This is a genomic window from Xaviernesmea rhizosphaerae, from assembly GCF_001938945.1.
In the GTDB taxonomy this organism is placed as follows: Bacteria; Pseudomonadota; Alphaproteobacteria; order Rhizobiales; family Rhizobiaceae; genus Xaviernesmea; species Xaviernesmea rhizosphaerae.
Map to the genome: position 1 here is coordinate 67,583 of NZ_MKIO01000017.1, position 15,894 is coordinate 83,476.

The window sequence follows — 15,894 nt, forward strand, 5'->3', positions numbered from 1 at the left end:
TTGTCCCTCTCATGTCACATGGGCTTTGCAGAGCATTGCTAGGCGCAGGGCAAATCGAAACAGGAATGCCCCGATGTCGCTCACCCGCCGCTCCCTTCTCGGCCTGATGTCCTCCACGCTGCTGCTGCCGCTTCTCCCGCAGGCGGCGCGTGCGGCCGGGCCGGGCGTCGATCTGATCATCCTGTCGGATCTGCATTCGGCCTATGAGCGGATGGCCGAGCTTCTCCTGGCGGTGCAGGCGCGGGTGGCGGCGGCAAGCCGTCCGCAGGTCATCCTGTTCAATGGCGATCTGTTCGAGGCAGGCAATGTTGCCGCCGTTCGCTCGGGCGGCGAGGCGGACTGGGCCTTCCTGTCGGCTTTGGCAAAACTCGCGCCTGTGGTCTTCAACCTCGGCAATCACGAAGCCGATCTCGACAATGATCTCGCCCATTTCGTCGAGCGCGCCCGCGCCGCCGGCGTGACGGTGCTGAGCAACATCAAGGACAAGCGGACCGGCAAACCCTATGCCGAGTCCGGCGCCACGCTTGCCGCCGGCGACATGACGCTGCGCATCGCAGCCCTTGCCACCAATGCGCTCGGCACCTATCCCAAGGCCACGCGTGAGATGCTCGACATTCCCCAGCCGGTGGACTGGGCGCGCGAAAACCTGCCGGTCCTGCTCAAGGCCGGCGATGTCAACATCGTGCTGAGCCATGCCGGCGTCGTGCCCGACCGCGATATCCTGCCGATGCTCCCCGATGGGACGCTTGTTGTCGGCGGGCATGACCATCTCGTCTTCACCCACGAGGCCGGCAATACGCGCTATGTCCATAGCGGCTCCTGGGGCGCGCTGCTCACCGTGGCGACGATCGCCGCGCCGGGAGAGGCGGCACGGATCGAACAGATCGCCATTGATCGCGGCGGTCCTTCCGCTCCCGAGCTGAAGGCGGTGATCGACGCCGTGCTGGCCAAGCACCTGACCGCCGAGGACAGGGCCGTGGTCGCCCGGACGAAGCGACCCTTCACGCTCCTTGAAACCGCGCGCTTCACCGCGGCCGCCATCGCGGAGAAAGCCGGGGCCGATGTCGGCTTCATCGGCCACACCTCCTTCGGGACGGGGCTGCCGGAGGGCGATGTCAGCCGCTTCGATTACAATGCCGCCGTGCGCTTCGAGGGCAAGATCATGAAGGCGCAGGTGGATGCCGCCACGCTCGCCGTCCTCCTCGCCCGCTGCAACCAGGAGGGCGACATTCCGCTCGCCGCCCGCACTGGTGACTATCTCCATGCCGCACCGGCGCCGGCCGCAGGCAAAGAGCTTTATGTCATCGCTTGCAACGACTGGTCTGCGATCAACCGCAAGAGCTATTTCGGCCGCGAGGATCTCGCCTTCACGGAGGTTCCCGATCTCAAGCTTAAGCCGCTGGTGATCGAGGCGTTGAACAAGGCATAAGCGGCGAGGATCGTGTGAGGCGACCGGCAGCGGGGCGGCAGCTGGCGGTGAAAAGACCCTACTCGCCATGATCGTCAATCCGGTCTAGCCTTGTCCTCTCACAGCGGGAGGCTTTCATGCGGATCGACGGCGGATGCCATTGCGGCGCGATTGCCTATGAGGCGGAGGTGGATCCTGAAGCCGTCGGCCTGTGCCATTGCACCGATTGCCAGGCGCTGACCGGCTCGGCCTTCCGGGTCACGGTTACGGCGCGAGCGCAGGATTTTCGCATCACCAGGGGCGAGCCGACGATCTACCGCAAGCAGGGCGACAATGGCCGCCCGCGCCTCCAGGCCTTTTGCCGCCAGTGCGGATCGCCGCTCTATACCACAGGGGTGGATGAGGATGCCGAAGCCGTCGGCATTCGCTGGGGCGGCATCGCCCAGCGCCGGAGCCTCGCCCCGAACCATCAGATCTGGTGCAACTCCGCCGCGGACTGGCTCGACAGCATTGTCAGGCTGCCGGCCCGTCCACGCGATTGAAAGCGGTCATGAGCGGGCAAATGGAAACGCTCGGGCGGCAGCCGATGAAGCATCAGGAATTTCGCCGGCACAGCCTTTGCCTTGGCGGAATGGAGGCGGTGGAGGCGCGCAGCCCGCATGTCTTCGGCCGGCATATGCATGATCAGTATGGCATCGGTCTGATCCTGTCGGGTGCCCAGCGCTCGGCCAGCGGACGCGGCCCCGTGGAAGCCGGCGCGGGCGATCTCATCACCGTCAATCCCGGGGAGGTGCATGACGGCGCGCCGATCGGTGGTGGCCGTCACTGGTGCATGCTCTATTTCGATCCGGCCATGCTGATCGAGGCGACACGCGACCTGCCCGGCACTTCACGCGGCGACTATCGCTTTGAAGCGCCCGTCATGGCGCGGGCCGATCTTGCCTGCAGCTTTTCCATGCTCTATCGCCGCCTCCTGTCGCGCGATGCCGCAGCGCTTGCCGCCGAGGAGGCGCTGCTCCTCCTCTTCGGCGGGCTCGGCAGCCGGACGGACGGCCCTTCCGAGCGAAATGGCAGCCTGTTGGCGCAAGCTCGTGCCGCGATCGACGACGCACCGGAAGAGGACCACCGTCTGGCGCGGCTCTCCGCGATGAGTGGGCTCAGCCGCTTCCAGTTCCTGCGCGCCTTTGCCGCCGCCACCGGCCTGACACCGCATGCCTATCTGGTCCAGCGCCGGCTGATGAAGGCCCGCCGGCTGCTGGCCCGAGGCGAGCCGCCGGCGACGACCGCAATCGCCTGCGGCTTTGCCGACCAGAGCCATATGACGCGCCTCTTCCGCCGCGCCTATGGCTTCACTCCGGCGCGCTTTGCTGCAGCATCGGACAGACAAGTGACTTGATGTTTTCGGACAGATCCGGTGCCAGAACAAAATTCCAGAGCATCGGGCTGCATATGATGTCCGGCCCCGTGCCCTCAAGTGCAGCACGGCTGACCGCCTGCAATTTCCTTCAAGACCCCGAGATCCGAAAGCGCTTGTCTGCCTGGCATCCTCTCGCTTCGGAGTGTCTCATGTCGCTTGAATTTCTGCTGACCGCCCTGGTCATCGTCCTGCTGCCCGGCCCGGGCGTCGTCTACACCCTGTCGCTCGGCCTCAAGGCGGGCCTGCGCGCCGGGTTGATCGCTGCCTTCGGCTGCACGCTCGGCATCCTGCCGCATCTGGTCGCCGGCGTGCTTGGCCTCTCCGCCGTTCTGGCCGCGAGCGCGACCCTGTTTCGCGCGATCCAGATTGCCGGCGTGCTCTATCTCCTGCTGATGGCCTGGCGTACCTGGCGAGACCGGGAGGCCTTCTCGGTGGAGGCCGCCGAGGACCGGCCGGCGGCGTTCGGGATCGTGCTTGCCGCCATCGGGCTGAACCTCTTCAATCCCAAGCTTCCCTTGTTCTTCCTCGCCTTTCTGCCGCAGTTCATCGATCCGCTCGATCCCCGGCCGATCCTGCGCATGGTGGAACTCGGCGCCGGCTTCATGGGGCTGACCTTCGCCGTCTTCGCGGTCTATGGCGCCTTTGCCGCTTCGGCGCGCAATCTCCTCATCCGCCGCCCGGCCATTCTCGTCTGGCTGCGCCGCAGCTTCGCCTGCGCCTTCGCGCTGATGGGGCTGCGGCTTGCGCTTGCCGGCCGTTGAACAGGCTGTCATTTCCCGCTTCCTGTCATCAAAACGATTTCGGTTTTGCGCCAATCTGCGCTAGAGCAGGGCAGCGCAAGCCGGTCTCTCCTTGGCCGGCCTGCCGGCGGTGGGCGGTCGCTGAGGAAGAGCGGCCGCAGGCCATCCTGTCCACTCCCTTTCGTCCCCTTCCAGGAGTTCCTTCCCCGTGTCAGAGGTTTCGCCCCGCCCGCTCGGCGCACGCAGCTATCGCGCCTTCCTGTTCGATATGGATGGCACGCTGATCAATTCGATCGCCGCCGCCGAACGGGTCTGGAGCCGCTTTGCCGAGCGCCATGGCCTGGATGTGCAGGCCTTCCTGCCGACCATGCATGGCAAGCGCGGTGTCGATACCATCTCGCAGCTGAACCTGCCTGGCGTCGATCCCGTGGCCGAGGCCGCCCGGATCACGCAGGAGGAGATCGACGATACCGAGGGCGTGGTGCCGATCGCCGGCGCCATCGAGTTTCTCAAGGGCCTGCCGGCCGACCGTTGGGCGATCGTCACCTCCTCGCCACGCGCGCTGGCCTTTGCCCGGCTCAAGGCCGCCGGCGTCACCCCGCCCACCCTGCTGGTGACGGCCGAGGATGTGACGAAGGGCAAGCCCGCGCCGGACTGTTACCGGCTGGGGGCCGAGCGGCTCGGCGTCGATCCCGCCGATTGCCTGGTTTTCGAGGATGTGCCGGCCGGCGTGCTGGCAGGGGAAAGCGCCGGCTGCGACGTCGTCGTCATCACCGCCACGCATGACCATCCCTTTGAGACCAGCCATCCCGCCATCCCAGGCTATGTCGGCCTGTCGGTCGAGGCCGATCCCGAGGGGCTACGCATTCTCGGCGAGGCCAGGGGCTGAGAGCCGGCTGGGAGCAGCCTTCAGAGGCTGTTCCGGACCCCTGATCACAACCCCGCTGCGGCATAATGCGGCATCGGGGGCTTTTCCTGGCGCGGGCGTGGCCTATCTAGAGCCGCATGCAAGCCGAAGACGACCTCACCTTCCGCGATACGACCGGATCCGACCGCGCCAAGGACCCGCCGCTTTTTGCCGCCTTGATCGATCAGCCGCAGGACTGGGCGCTGTTTCTCGACATTGACGGCACGCTGCTTGAACTGGCGGAAACGCCCGAGGCCATCGTGGTGCCGCCGGATCTGCCCGATCTTCTTGCCCGCATCTCGCTCAGGCTTGGCGGCGCCCTGGCGCTGGTCACCGGCCGCTCGCTCGATTTCGCCTCTCAGCTTTTCCCCGGCCTGTCCCTGCCGATCGCCGGGCTGCATGGTGCCGAGTTGCGGCTGGCCGATGGCAGCCTGCAGCGCGCTGAAGCGACGCCGGCCCTCGACGCGCTGAAGGCCGATCTGCGGGCGCGCAGTGCCGGCTGGGAAGGCGTCCTGATCGAGGACAAGGGCGCAGCCGTGGCCGCGCATTACCGCCAGGCGCCGCAACACCAGCAGGATGTCGAGGCGATGATGGAGGCCGCTGCCACGCAGATCGGCGCCAAATGGACGCTGCAGCGTGGCAAGATGGTGGTGGAGCTGCGCCCCGCCAGCGCCAGCAAGGGCCATGCCGTCTCGACCTTCCTCAAACATCCTCCTTTTGCCGGGCGCAAGCCGCTGGCCATCGGCGACGACATCACCGACGAGGCGATGTTCCGCGTGTCCCGCTCGCTCGGTGGCCGGGCGATCCGCGTGGGCCAGCCGGTGACGGAAACAACCGCCGAAGGCACCATCGCCTCGGTTCCCCTGTTGCGCGATGCCTTGCGTACGCTGGCCGAAGCCTGAGCCGCGATCGGCCGGGCTGTTCGCTTTTTTCGGGAAACTCCGGTCGCATGAAACCCGGGGAAACCTTTAAACCGGGCTGAAACCTGGCGCGCTTGCGCCGGTTCGGCCCTTGATCCCTCCCGAGCCCGGCCCCGTCGGGCCTCGGGATCTTGACGAAAGACTGGAGTGCCTTCGCCCGGGTCTTGAGCATCGATCCGAAAGCTGGTTCCCGCTTTTCGGTTCGATGCTGCGGCTTGCCGAGGTGCTCCCGAAAGAAAGGACCGTCCCGCGTGAGCCGTCTTGTCATCGTCTCCAACCGTGTTTCCGTTCCCGAGCGCTCCGGCGCCGCTCCTGCCGGCGGCCTTGCCGTGGCGCTGCAGGCTGCGCTGGAAGAGCGCGGCGGCATCTGGATGGGCTGGTCCGGCAATTCCAGCGGCGAGGAGGAGCCCGGCCCGCTCGACCTGAAAGAGCGTGGCAAGATCACCTACGCGCTCACCGACCTGACCAAGACCGATGTCGAGGAATACTACCACGGCTTCGCCAACCGCGTGCTCTGGCCGATCTGCCATTACAGGCTCGATCTCGCCGAATATGGACGCAAGGAAATGGCCGGCTATTTCCGCGTCAACCGCTTCTTCGCCCATCGGCTCGCGCCGATGCTCAAGGAAGACGACGTGATCTGGGTGCATGACTATCATCTGATCCCGCTGGCCGCCGAGTTGCGGCAAATGGGCTTCAGGAACCGCATCGGCTTCTTCCTGCACATTCCCTGGCCGCCGGCCGATGTGCTCTTCGCCATGCCGGTTCATGAGGAGATCATGCGCGGGCTTTCCCATTATGATGTGATCGGCTTCCAGACCGATCACGATCTCGAAAATTTCGCCGGCGGGCTGAAGCGGGAAGGGATCGGCGAGGCGCTGGGCGATGGCCTCTTTTCCTCCCATGGCCGCCGCTTCAAGGGCGCGGCCTATGGCATCGGCATCGAAACGGCGGCCTTCGCCAAATTCGCACAGAAATCCGCCAGCCATTCCATGGTGCGCAAGGCGCGCGACAGCATCGAGGGGCGCGACCTGATCATCGGCGTCGACCGGCTGGATTATTCCAAGGGCATCACCCAGCGCATCGATGCCTTCGAGCGCTTCGTCAAGGACAATCCCGCCCAGCAGGGCAAGGTGACCTATCTGCAGATAACGCCGAAATCGCGCTCCGAAGTGCCGGAATATGAGGCGATGCAGCGCACCGTGGCCGAGCAGGCCGGCCGGGTGAACGGCGCGCTCGGCCAGGTGGACTGGGTGCCGATCCGCTACATCAACCGCTCGATCTCCCGCCCGATCCTTGCCGGCCTCTATCGCATGGCGAAGGTGGGGCTGGTGACGCCGCTGCGCGACGGCATGAATCTGGTGGCCAAAGAATATGTCGCCGCGCAGGACCCTGAAGATCCCGGCGTGCTCGTGCTCTCCCGCTTCGCCGGGGCGGCGCGCGAGCTGTCCGGCGCGCTCCTGGTCAATCCCTACGACATAGAGGGCACCGCCAATGCGATCGCCCGCGGTCTCGCCATGCCGCCGGAAGAACGCCGCGCCCGCTGGCGCGGCATGATGGACTTTCTGCTGGAGCACGACGTGACGCGCTGGTGCGACGATTTCCTGAAGGATCTGGTGCCGCCAGGCGAAAGCTGAGAAGAGCTAATATCACGCCGCCTTGGCGACGTGATATTCCTTGATCGCGACCATCTTGATCGCCGGATAGCGCTCGGCCTCGTAGCGCAGCGAGAAACTGTCCTGCGCCAGGAAGACCGGGTCGCCGTCGAGATCGCGGGCGATGTCGCCACGCCGGGCGGTGATGAATTTCTCCAGATCCTCCGGCTTGTCGGCCGAAATCCAGCGGCAGACGGAAAAGCGGGCGATGTCGAAGGAGACCGGCAGGCCGTATTCGGCCGACAGACGTTCCTTCAGAACGTCGAGCTGCAGCGCGCCGACCACGCCGACGATGGCAGGCGAGCCGTCCTCCGGCGAGAAGAGCTGAACCACGCCTTCCTCGGCCATCTGCTGCAGGGCTTCCTTCAGCTTCTTCGCCTTCATCGCATCTTCGAGCCGCACGCGGCGCAGGATTTCAGGCGAGAAGTTCGGCACGCCCTGGAACACCAGCGCCTCGCCCTCGGTCAGCGTATCGCCGATTCTCAGCGTCCCATGGTTGGGAATGCCGACGACATCGCCGGCATAGGCGGTGTCGGCGAGCTGGCGCTGCGAGGCGAAGAAGAATTGCGGCGCAGTCAGGCCCAGCTGCTTGCCGGTGCGGGCAAGGCGCGCCTTCATGCCGCGTTCCAGCTTGCCGGAGCAGATGCGGGCAAAGGCGATGCGGTCGCGGTGGTTGGGGTCCATATTGGCCTGGATCTTGAAGACGAAGGCCGTCATCTTCTCCTCGGCCGCATGCACGGTGCGCACATCCGCCACCTGATCGCGCGGGGGCGGGGCGAAATCGCCGAGCGCGTTGATCAGGTCGCGCACGCCGAAGTTTCTCAGCGCCGAGCCGAAGAACACCGGCGTCATATGTCCCTCGAGGAAGCTCTGGCGGTTAAAGGGCCGGCAGGCCTCGCGCGCCAGCTCCACCTCGTTGACGAAGTCGTCGCGCTCGTTTTCCGGCAGCCGGCCGGCCACGGCCTGCGGACCGTTGACCGGCGTGCCCGCCACCTCCGTATCCGAGCCGCGCACGGTGTTTTCAGCGAGATTGTAGGAGCCGCAAAAGGTCTTGGAGCGGCCGATCGGCCAGGTGACCGGGGCGGTGTCCAGCGCCAGCTTCTCCTCCACCTCGTCCAGGATCTCGAAGGGATCGCGGCTTTCGCGGTCCATCTTGTTGATGAAGGTGATGATCGGAATGTCGCGCATGCGGCAGACCTCGAACAGCTTCAGCGTTCTGGGTTCGATGCCCTTGGCGGCGTCGATCACCATCACGGCCGCATCCACCGCCGTCAGCGTGCGATAGGTGTCGTCGGCGAAGTCCTCGTGGCCGGGCGTGTCGAGAATGTTGAAGACATTGCCGTCATATTCGAAGGTCATCACCGAGGTGACGACCGAGATGCCGCGCTCGCGCTCGATCTTCATCCAGTCCGAACGGGTCTGGATCCGGTCCTTCTTCGCCTTCACCTCGCCGGCGAGCTGGATGGCGCCGCCGAACAGCAAGAGCTTTTCGGTGAGCGTGGTCTTCCCGGCGTCCGGGTGCGCGATGATCGCGAAGGTGCGGCGGCGGGAGACCGCCTCGGCAAGCGTTTCGGCCATGATGTGCAATCCTTTGAGTTGCCGCGTATCTAGCGATTTGGCGGCCGATATGCAATTGACGAGGCGGATTGCGCCCTGACTTGGGGCGATGAAGACGGGGTGAGAACGATGGGCGAGGCACAGAGCGTCGGGCTGGTCCGGCTGCCGCATGCGGCGGGGCTGGCCCTTCCGACCTATGAGACGACGGGGGCTGCCGGCTTCGACCTGCGCGCCGCCGTGGCAGACGCGGCGCCGCTGGTGCTCGCGCCCATGGCGCGCGCCCTCGTGCCCACCGGCTTCATCTTCGAGATTCCGGATGGTTTCGAGGGCCAGGTGCGCCCGCGCTCAGGCCTTGCCGCGCGCCACGGCATCACCTGTCTCAACACGCCCGGCACCATCGACAGCGACTATCGCGGCGAGGTGCAGGTGATCCTGATCAATCTCGGCGCCGAGCCCTTCACCATCGAGCGCGGCATGCGCATCGCCCAGATGGTGATCGCGCCCGCGCCACAGGCACGGCTGGAGGAGCGGGCAGAGCCGAGCGAGACGGCGCGCGGAAAGGGCGGCTTCGGCTCGACCGGGGTGTGACCGATCCCGATCGCCGGCAGGCGGTCTTCGCTACCCTCCACGGTCGGTGCCGTCGCTTGAAGCCTTCTCCGACACGGCATAAGACTCTCTCGAAGGGGACGATCCAATGAGCCTGACCAGTCTCTTTGCCTATGCGGCCGCGCTGTTTATCGCCGCCGCCATTCCCGGCCCCGGCATCACCGCCATCGTGGCGCGCGCGCTCGGCTCCGGTTTCCGCCCGACCTTCTTCATGGGGCTCGGCCTGATCCTCGGCGATCTCACCTATCTGACCGCCGTGGTGCTCGGCCTCGCCTTCGTCGCGCAGAACTTCACCACGCCTTTCCTGATCATCAAATTCCTCGGCGTGCTCTATCTCCTTTACATCGCCTGGAAGCTCTGGACGGTCGGGCTCCTCGGCCAGACGATCGAGGCCGAGCGCATGCCGCATATCGGCCTGTCCTTCCTCTCCGGCCTGCTGGTCACGCTCGGCAATCCGAAGACCATGCTGTTCTATGTCGCCTTGGCCCCGACGCTGATCCCGTTGCGTGACATCACGCTCACCGATTATCTGACGCTGGTCGCCATCACCGCCGTGGTTCTGCTGGCGGTGCTCCTGCCCTATATCCTGCTCGCTTCGCGCGCCCGGCTGCTCTTGAAGAGGCCGCGCGCCTTGCAGGCGCTGAACCGCTCCGCTGCGGGAATCCTCGCGGGTACTGCCGCCTATATCGCGGCACGGTAGCCATTCGTTTTTCAAAGGGCGGCGTGGGCACCCGTCTCTGCTGAACGCTTAAGGCAGGGAAATCCGTTTCGAGACCATGCCGCTCGAAGGTTGATTTTTTTCCCGGAAGGCTTGCCGCGCGCCTGTCCCGTCTCGCTTCGAGGGTTTGGAAGGCTTACCTTGTTAGCCAAAGACAAAGGCTGTTTCAGGGAGACCACCATGTCCGACATCACGCGCCAGCCGGCCCAGGATCAGGGGCGCAAGCCCGGTCGCGGGCGTATCTATAATTCGATCACCGAGACGATCGGCGATACGCCGCTGGTTCGGCTCGACAAGCTGGCGAAGGAGCATGGCGTTCAGGCCACGCTGCTGGCCAAGCTGGAATTCTTCAATCCCATCGCTTCGGTCAAGGACCGAATCGGCGTCGCCATGATTGAGGCGCTGGAGGCGGAAGGGCGGATCGTGCCCGGCCGCACGACGCTGGTGGAGCCGACCTCGGGCAATACCGGCATCGCGCTCGCTTTCGTCGCGGCCGCCAAGGGCTACCGGCTGATCCTCACCATGCCCGAGAGCATGTCGATCGAGCGGCGCAAAATGCTGGCGCTGCTTGGCGCCGAGCTGGTTCTGACGGAAGCGTCGAAGGGCATGAAGGGCGCGATCGCCAAGGCCGAGGAACTGGTGGCGAGCCTGCCGGACGCGATCATTCCCCAGCAATTCGAAAACCCGGCCAATCCCGAGATCCATCGCCGTACCACGGCGGAAGAAATCTGGAACGACACCGAGGGCGCGGTCGACATTCTGGTTGCCGGCATCGGCACGGGCGGCACCATCACCGGCAGCGGCCAGGTGCTGAAGGCGCGCAAACGGTCCCTTCAGGTCGTGGCGGTCGAGCCGGCCGAATCGCCTGTGCTCTCCGGCGGCGCGCCGGGGCCGCACAAGATCCAGGGCATCGGCGCCGGCTTTGCGCCCGCCATTCTCGACACCGGCATCTATGACGAGATCGTCGCCGTGGCGAGCCAGGAAGCGATCGAGACCGCGCGCCACGTGGCACGGCTGGAAGGCGTGCCCGTCGGCATTTCCTCCGGGGCGGCACTGACCGCCGCCATCCGGGTCGGCCAGCGTCCGGAGAATGCCGGCAAGACCATCGTCGTCATCATTCCCTCCTTCGCCGAACGCTATCTGTCGACGGCGCTGTTCGAGGGACTTGGGGGTTGAACCTGCCTCAGGTCTCGGACCGGAAAGCGCGCCCGCTTTTCGGTCCGATGCTCCAGCGAAGTACGCCTTCAGGCTTGCCAGCTGAAACCGGGAGTTCGCCATTGCTTCATCATGCCTCGCTTGGAGTCCGCGACATCGTTCGCGCAAGTGCCTTCTACGACGCCGTCCTGCTGCCCCTTGGCTATGTCAGGGTCTGGTCGGATCTGCGTCCGGGTGAGGCGGGGCAGGCGGTTGGTTATGGCCTGCCGGGCGGAGGTGACCGGCTCGCGCTCAAGCAAGCGGATGAGGCCCATCCGCCAGGCCCAGGCTTCCATCTTGCTTTCGCTGCGCCGGATCGCAAGGCCGTGAAAGCGTTTCATGCGGCGGCTCTGGCAACGGGCGGAACGGACAATGGTGCGCCGGGCCTGCGGCCGGATTACGGCCCGCGTTACTATGCGGCCTTCGTCATCGATCCAGACGGCCATCGGATCGAGGCGGTCTTTAAGTCGTCATAGACCTCGGGGCCTCTCAAACTCCTCCGTGCTTGCGGCCATCACGCCGCCGCCGTCAGCCGCTCGCCCGGCAGGCGGTAGGAGATGGCTTCGGCCAGATGCAGGCGGCCGACCATGGCGCTGCCGTCGAGATCGGCTAGCGTGCGGGCGAGCTTGAGGATACGGTGATAGCCGCGGGCGGAGAACTTCATCCGTTCGGCGGCTTCGCGCAGCAGCGTCAGGCCGGCCGCATCGGGCTCGGCCACCCTTTCCACCATGGCCGTGCTGAGGCGGGCATTGCACAGGCCTGGGGCGAAGCCGAAATGGGCGGCGCGCTCGCTCTGCCGGGCGCGGGCGGTCGCCACGCGGGCGGCGACGGTGGCGCTGCTTTCGGCCGCCGCCGGGCGGATCAGGTCGGCGGCGGAAACGGCCGGCACGTCGATGCGCATGTCGATGCGGTCGAGGAAGGGGCCAGAGAGCCGCGCCTGATAATCGGCGGCGCAGCGTGGGCCGCGGGCGCATTGATGGCCCGGCTCGCCGGCCATGCCGCAGCGGCAGGGGTTCATCGCGGCGATCAGTTGGATGGCGGCCGGATAGGTGACGCGGTGGTTCGCCCGCGCGATCACGCATTCGGCCGTTTCGAGCGGCTGGCGCAGCGCATCGAGCACGGTGGGCGAGAATTCCGGCAGTTCGTCGAGAAAGAGAATGCCATGATGGGCGAGTGAGGCCTCGCCCGGCCGCGCCCTCAAGCCGCCGCCGACCATCGCCGCCATGGTGGCCGAATGATGCGGCGCGCGAAACGGCCGCCGGTCGGTCAGCCGCCCTTCGGCAATCTGGCCGGCGACCGAATGGATCATCGACACGTCGAGCAGTTCCGCCGGGCTCAGCGGCGGCAGGATGGCCGGCAGGCGCGCGGCGAGCATGGATTTGCCCGAGCCGGGCGGCCCGACCATCAGGAGATTGTGCCCGCCTGCGGCCGCCACCTCCAGCGCCCGCTTGGCGCTTTCCTGTCCCTTGATCTCGGCCAGATCCGGCAGGGCGCCGGCGGATTTGCGGATCGCAGGCGCCGGGCGCGCAAGCTTCTGCGTGCCGCGAAAATGGTTGGCGAGCGCGATCAGGCTGCGGGGTGCGAGAATGTCGATGCCATCGCCGGCCCAGGCCGCTTCCGGCCCCGAGCCCGCCGGGCATATTAGCCCCTTGCCGAGGCCATGCGCGCCGATCGCTGCCGGCAGGGCGCCGGCCACGTCGGCGATCGTGCCATCGAGATTGAGTTCGCCGATCACCACATAGGGCTCCAGCGCATCGCCCGGCAGCGCGCCCAGCGCCGCCATCAGCCCGAGCGCGATGGCGAGATCGAAATGGCTGCCTTCTTTCGGCAGGTCTGCCGGCGCGAGATTGACCGTTACCTTCTTGGCCGGCAGCGCCAGGCCCGAAGCATGCAGCGCGGCCTGGACCCGCTCGCGGCTTTCGGCCACCGCCTTGTCCGGCAGGCCGACGATCTGCATGCCCACGCGCCCCGGCGCGATCATCACCTGAACATCGACGGGAAGACCTTCCACGCCATGAAAGGCCAATGTCCTTACCCGTGCCACCATGACTTGCTCCGTCCGGCCTGCCGGAAGCATGGGGCAGCCCGCCCGAGGGGGAGCCCACGCTTCGTTTCCGGTTGAAGTCTTTCATAAAGAAAGACCTGAAACAAGAACGGAGATCGAACGTCTGCAGCCTGAAATCGGTTGTCGGGTTGTGGCCGGTTGCGATTGCGGAACAAGAGCAGCCCGCCAGCACGAAACGCCTGGAGGGGCCTCGTTAGGGGCAGGGAAGGGCTGCGGCGCGTCGCGCAATTTCCGCGCGATAACGCCGCAAGGCAAAGGTCGCAGAGCTCAGCCGCGGCGGCGTTCGATCGCGTCCCAGAGCAGGGCGGCGATATCGGCGCCGCCGAACTTCTTGACCTCGCGGATGCCTGTCGGCGACGTCACGTTGATCTCGGTCATATAGTCGCCGATCACGTCGATGCCGACCAGCAGGAAGCCGCGCTCGCGCAAAGCCGGGCCAATGCGGTCGCAGATCTCGCGCTCGCGGGCTGTCAGCTCGGTCGCCTCCGCCCGTCCGCCGACATGCATGTTGGAGCGGCTGTCATGCTCGGCCGGCACGCGGTTGATGGCGCCCACCGGCTCGCCATCGACCAGCAGGATGCGCTTGTCGCCCTTGCGCACGGCTGGCAGATATTGCTGGGCGATGAAGGGCTCGCGATACATCTGCGAGAACATTTCCAAGAGCGAGGTCATGTTGCGGTCGTCGCGGGTGGAATGGAACACGCCGGCGCCGCCATTTCCGTAAAGCGGCTTCAGGATGATGTCGCCCATCTCCTGGCGGAAGCGGGCGATTTCGGCCGGATCGCGGGTGATCAGCGTGGCTGGCATCAGATCGGCGAATTCGGTGACGAAGATCTTCTCCGGCGAATTGCGCACCCAGGCCGGATCGTTGACGACCAGCGTCTTCGGATGGATCCGCTCGAGCAAATGGGTGGAGGTGATATAGGCCATGTCGAAGGGCGGGTCCTGGCGCAGCAGCACCACATCCATGGAGGAGAGATCGACGCGCTCCGGTTCCCCCAGCGTGAAATGGTCGCCCTTGACGTCGCGCAGCGTCATCGCCTGGCCGGTGGCATAGAGCTTGCCATCGCGAAGGGAGAGCTTGTCCGGCGTATAATGAAACAGCTGATAGCCGCGCGACTGGGCTTCCAGGCTCATGGCGAAGGTCGAGTCGCCTGAGATGTTGATCGTGGAGACGTGATCCATCTGCACTGCGACACGGGTGATTTTCGCCATGGGTTCGGCCTTTGCGCATATCCGGAAAGCGGGCCCGCGAGATGTAGAAGCGGCGGGGGCGGAAGGCAAGGGCGCAATTTTCGCGGCGCCGGCACCATCGGGAACAGGATTGCGCGCATGAAAAAGGCGCATCCGGTGCCAGCGACGGACCGGATGCGCCTCTGCTCCGCCCCGAAACTTTCCCTGGCGGCCTCAAACCGTCCGGGAAGGTTCTGGGGTGGGTTTGACCCACCTATCAGTGGGAATTCTTGTGGCTCTGCTTGCCGGCATTCACATGCTGCTCATGCGAGCCGCCCTGCTTGCCGGAGGAGGACTTGGACGACATCTGCTTGTCGTCCATGCCGGATGCCTGCTTGCCGCCCTGGTTCTTGTGGCTCTGCTGGCCGGCCTTGACGTGCTGCTCGTGGCTTCCACCCTGATTTGCCATTGTCATTCTCCTTTGTGACGGACCGTTGATCGGCCCTGGCAGGAGAAAGAATGACCGACGATCTTCTTCGTTCCACCTCCCGGCTAAGAAATCCGGGCGTGGTCGAGCCTGCATGTCACAAGCCCTGGCGGCGGCGCAGGATGAACTGCTGGCGCTCGAAGATAATGACGACGACGAGCGCCGCCAGGAAGGGAATGATCAGATAGAACAGGCGGAAGATGGCCAGCGCCGCCAGAACGTCCGCCGGGTTCAACTCCGGCAGGGCGCTGATGAACAGGAGTTCGAGCACGCCGATGCCCCCTGGCGCATGGCTCAGCAGCGCGGCGGAGAAGGAAGCGAGGAAGACGCCGAGCACGACCAGATAGCCGGGATTGTTTTCCACCGGCAGCGCGAAATAGATGATCGCCGCCGCGCCGATCAGCTCCACCGGCGCGATGACCAGCTGGCGCAGCGCCAGCGACGGTTTGGGATATTCCAGCTTCAGCCAGCGCGTCTGCAGCGGCCGGAAGCCGATGAAACTGCCGGCGAGATAGAGGCCGATGCCCGCCAGGATCACGAGTGCGGTGGTGATCGACAGGCCTTCCGGCAGGAAGCTGGCGAAGCGGGTGGTGATCTCCGGCTCGATCAGGAGCACGATCGCCGAGAGCATCAGCGTGCCGAGGGCGAAAGTCATGGAGCAGAAGGCGACGAGGATGCCCGTCTCGCCCGCCGTCAGCCCTTTGGAGCCATAGGCGCGGTAGCGCACGACCGCGCCGGAAAAGACCGAAGCGCCGATCGTGTGCGACAGCGCATAGGCAGTGAAGGAGCAGACGGTGATGAAGGGGATGGAGATGCGGCGTCCCAGATGTTCCAGCGCCAGATGGTCATAGGCCGCCAGCGCGGCATAGGCGAGCAGCGTGGAAAGCGCCGCCATGATCCAGCCATGCAGCGAGACCGCCTTGATGCTGGCCATGAACTCGGCGGCCGAGAGATCCCGCAGCTCATGAAACAGGCCATAGAGCGAGAAGCCGATCGCCAGGAGGCCGATCAGCGGCCAGAAAAGAGATTTCAGGGTCTTCATGCCGC

General features: G+C 65.8%; 16 protein-coding genes. 11 read left to right on the forward strand and 5 right to left on the reverse strand.

Annotated features, from left to right (window positions below; translation table 11 throughout):
* The first annotated feature begins 73 nt into the window (after nucleotides 1-73).
* The 7 genes from BJF92_RS01260 (at nucleotide 74) to otsA (ending at nucleotide 7,029) form a co-directional block, all read left to right on the forward strand.
* Nucleotides 74-1,429, forward strand: coding sequence for a metallophosphoesterase (locus BJF92_RS01260; protein ID WP_075632950.1), 1,356 nt, complete (start codon nucleotides 74-76; stop codon nucleotides 1,427-1,429).
* 116 nt (nucleotides 1,430-1,545) lie between these two features.
* Nucleotides 1,546-1,950, forward strand: coding sequence for a GFA family protein (locus tag BJF92_RS01265; RefSeq protein WP_075632951.1), 405 nt, complete (start codon nucleotides 1,546-1,548; stop codon nucleotides 1,948-1,950).
* 44 nt (nucleotides 1,951-1,994) lie between these two features.
* Complete coding sequence (locus tag BJF92_RS01270) at nucleotides 1,995-2,804, forward strand: AraC family transcriptional regulator (protein ID WP_075633017.1); 810 nt, start codon at nucleotides 1,995-1,997, stop codon at nucleotides 2,802-2,804.
* 170 nt (nucleotides 2,805-2,974) lie between these two features.
* Nucleotides 2,975-3,586: a LysE family translocator gene (locus tag BJF92_RS01275; RefSeq protein ID WP_075633018.1), complete on the forward strand. Its 612-nt coding sequence runs from the start codon at nucleotides 2,975-2,977 to the stop codon at nucleotides 3,584-3,586.
* Nucleotides 3,587-3,773: 187 nt separating this feature from the next.
* A complete protein-coding gene (locus BJF92_RS01280) occupies nucleotides 3,774-4,454 on the forward strand; it encodes an HAD family hydrolase (protein WP_075632952.1) in 681 nt (226 codons plus the stop codon).
* A 116-nt stretch (nucleotides 4,455-4,570) separates the two neighbouring features.
* On the forward strand, nucleotides 4,571-5,374 hold the full coding sequence (otsB, locus tag BJF92_RS01285) for a trehalose-phosphatase (protein WP_075632953.1): 804 nt from the start codon (nucleotides 4,571-4,573) through the stop codon (nucleotides 5,372-5,374).
* Between the two features lie 269 nt (nucleotides 5,375-5,643).
* Nucleotides 5,644-7,029 (forward strand): alpha,alpha-trehalose-phosphate synthase (UDP-forming), encoded by a 1,386-nt coding sequence (gene otsA / locus BJF92_RS01290; RefSeq protein WP_075632954.1) that lies wholly within the window; start codon nucleotides 5,644-5,646, stop codon nucleotides 7,027-7,029.
* A gap of 12 nt (nucleotides 7,030-7,041) precedes the next feature.
* Here otsA and BJF92_RS01295 read toward each other — a convergent pair whose 3' ends face one another.
* On the reverse strand, nucleotides 7,042-8,625 hold the full coding sequence (locus BJF92_RS01295; protein ID WP_075632955.1) for a peptide chain release factor 3: 1,584 nt from the start codon (nucleotides 8,623-8,625) through the stop codon (nucleotides 7,042-7,044).
* A 108-nt stretch (nucleotides 8,626-8,733) separates the two neighbouring features.
* Here BJF92_RS01295 and dut point away from each other — a divergent pair, with 108 nt between their 5' ends.
* The 4 genes from dut (at nucleotide 8,734) to BJF92_RS01315 (ending at nucleotide 11,598) form a co-directional block, all read left to right on the forward strand.
* On the forward strand, nucleotides 8,734-9,192 hold the full coding sequence (gene dut, locus BJF92_RS01300; RefSeq protein ID WP_075632956.1) for a dUTP diphosphatase: 459 nt from the start codon (nucleotides 8,734-8,736) through the stop codon (nucleotides 9,190-9,192).
* 106 nt (nucleotides 9,193-9,298) lie between these two features.
* On the forward strand, nucleotides 9,299-9,910 hold the full coding sequence (locus tag BJF92_RS01305) for a LysE family translocator (RefSeq protein ID WP_075632957.1): 612 nt from the start codon (nucleotides 9,299-9,301) through the stop codon (nucleotides 9,908-9,910).
* Nucleotides 9,911-10,108: 198 nt separating this feature from the next.
* Nucleotides 10,109-11,104 carry a cysteine synthase A gene (cysK, locus tag BJF92_RS01310; protein WP_075632958.1) on the forward strand — a complete coding sequence of 332 codons (996 nt, stop codon included), beginning with the start codon at nucleotides 10,109-10,111 and terminating at the stop codon, nucleotides 11,102-11,104.
* A 101-nt stretch (nucleotides 11,105-11,205) separates the two neighbouring features.
* Complete coding sequence (locus tag BJF92_RS01315; RefSeq protein ID WP_075632959.1) at nucleotides 11,206-11,598, forward strand: VOC family protein; 393 nt, start codon at nucleotides 11,206-11,208, stop codon at nucleotides 11,596-11,598.
* Between the two features lie 38 nt (nucleotides 11,599-11,636).
* Here BJF92_RS01315 and BJF92_RS01320 read toward each other — a convergent pair whose 3' ends face one another.
* From BJF92_RS01320 to BJF92_RS01335, 4 genes are all read right to left on the reverse strand, one after another.
* The gene (locus BJF92_RS01320; protein ID WP_075632960.1) at nucleotides 11,637-13,169 is read right to left on the reverse strand and encodes a YifB family Mg chelatase-like AAA ATPase; all 1,533 of its coding nucleotides are present in this window, start codon (nucleotides 13,167-13,169) and stop codon (nucleotides 11,637-11,639) included.
* Nucleotides 13,170-13,454: 285 nt separating this feature from the next.
* Nucleotides 13,455-14,402 (reverse strand): glutathione synthase, encoded by a 948-nt coding sequence (gshB, locus tag BJF92_RS01325; protein WP_075632961.1) that lies wholly within the window; start codon nucleotides 14,400-14,402, stop codon nucleotides 13,455-13,457.
* Between the two features lie 235 nt (nucleotides 14,403-14,637).
* Nucleotides 14,638-14,829 (reverse strand): hypothetical protein, encoded by a 192-nt coding sequence (locus tag BJF92_RS01330; RefSeq protein WP_075632962.1) that lies wholly within the window; start codon nucleotides 14,827-14,829, stop codon nucleotides 14,638-14,640.
* A 115-nt stretch (nucleotides 14,830-14,944) separates the two neighbouring features.
* Entirely contained in the window at nucleotides 14,945-15,889 is a 945-nt protein-coding gene (locus BJF92_RS01335; protein WP_075633019.1) for a lysylphosphatidylglycerol synthase domain-containing protein, read from the reverse strand.
* Nucleotides 15,890-15,894: the final 5 nt, after the last annotated feature.

What these genes read in the sequence shown, in the direction of transcription:
- BJF92_RS01295 (WP_075632955.1), bottom strand. Translation starts at nt 8,625, where the DNA reads ATGGCCGAAACGCTTGCCGAGGCGGTCTCCCGCCGCCGCACCTTCGCG.
- BJF92_RS01260 (WP_075632950.1), top strand. Translation starts at nt 74, where the DNA reads ATGTCGCTCACCCGCCGCTCCCTTCTCGGCCTGATGTCCTCCACGCTG.
- BJF92_RS01305 (WP_075632957.1), top strand. Translation starts at nt 9,299, where the DNA reads ATGAGCCTGACCAGTCTCTTTGCCTATGCGGCCGCGCTGTTTATCGCC.
- gshB (WP_075632961.1), bottom strand. Translation starts at nt 14,402, where the DNA reads ATGGCGAAAATCACCCGTGTCGCAGTGCAGATGGATCACGTCTCCACG.
- BJF92_RS01275 (WP_075633018.1), top strand. Translation starts at nt 2,975, where the DNA reads ATGTCGCTTGAATTTCTGCTGACCGCCCTGGTCATCGTCCTGCTGCCC.
- dut (WP_075632956.1), top strand. Translation starts at nt 8,734, where the DNA reads ATGGGCGAGGCACAGAGCGTCGGGCTGGTCCGGCTGCCGCATGCGGCG.
- otsB (WP_075632953.1), top strand. Translation starts at nt 4,571, where the DNA reads ATGCAAGCCGAAGACGACCTCACCTTCCGCGATACGACCGGATCCGAC.
- BJF92_RS01320 (WP_075632960.1), bottom strand. Translation starts at nt 13,169, where the DNA reads ATGGTGGCACGGGTAAGGACATTGGCCTTTCATGGCGTGGAAGGTCTT.
- BJF92_RS01335 (WP_075633019.1), bottom strand. Translation starts at nt 15,889, where the DNA reads ATGAAGACCCTGAAATCTCTTTTCTGGCCGCTGATCGGCCTCCTGGCG.
- cysK (WP_075632958.1), top strand. Translation starts at nt 10,109, where the DNA reads ATGTCCGACATCACGCGCCAGCCGGCCCAGGATCAGGGGCGCAAGCCC.
- BJF92_RS01270 (WP_075633017.1), top strand. Translation starts at nt 1,995, where the DNA reads ATGAAGCATCAGGAATTTCGCCGGCACAGCCTTTGCCTTGGCGGAATG.
- BJF92_RS01265 (WP_075632951.1), top strand. Translation starts at nt 1,546, where the DNA reads ATGCGGATCGACGGCGGATGCCATTGCGGCGCGATTGCCTATGAGGCG.
- BJF92_RS01330 (WP_075632962.1), bottom strand. Translation starts at nt 14,829, where the DNA reads ATGGCAAATCAGGGTGGAAGCCACGAGCAGCACGTCAAGGCCGGCCAG.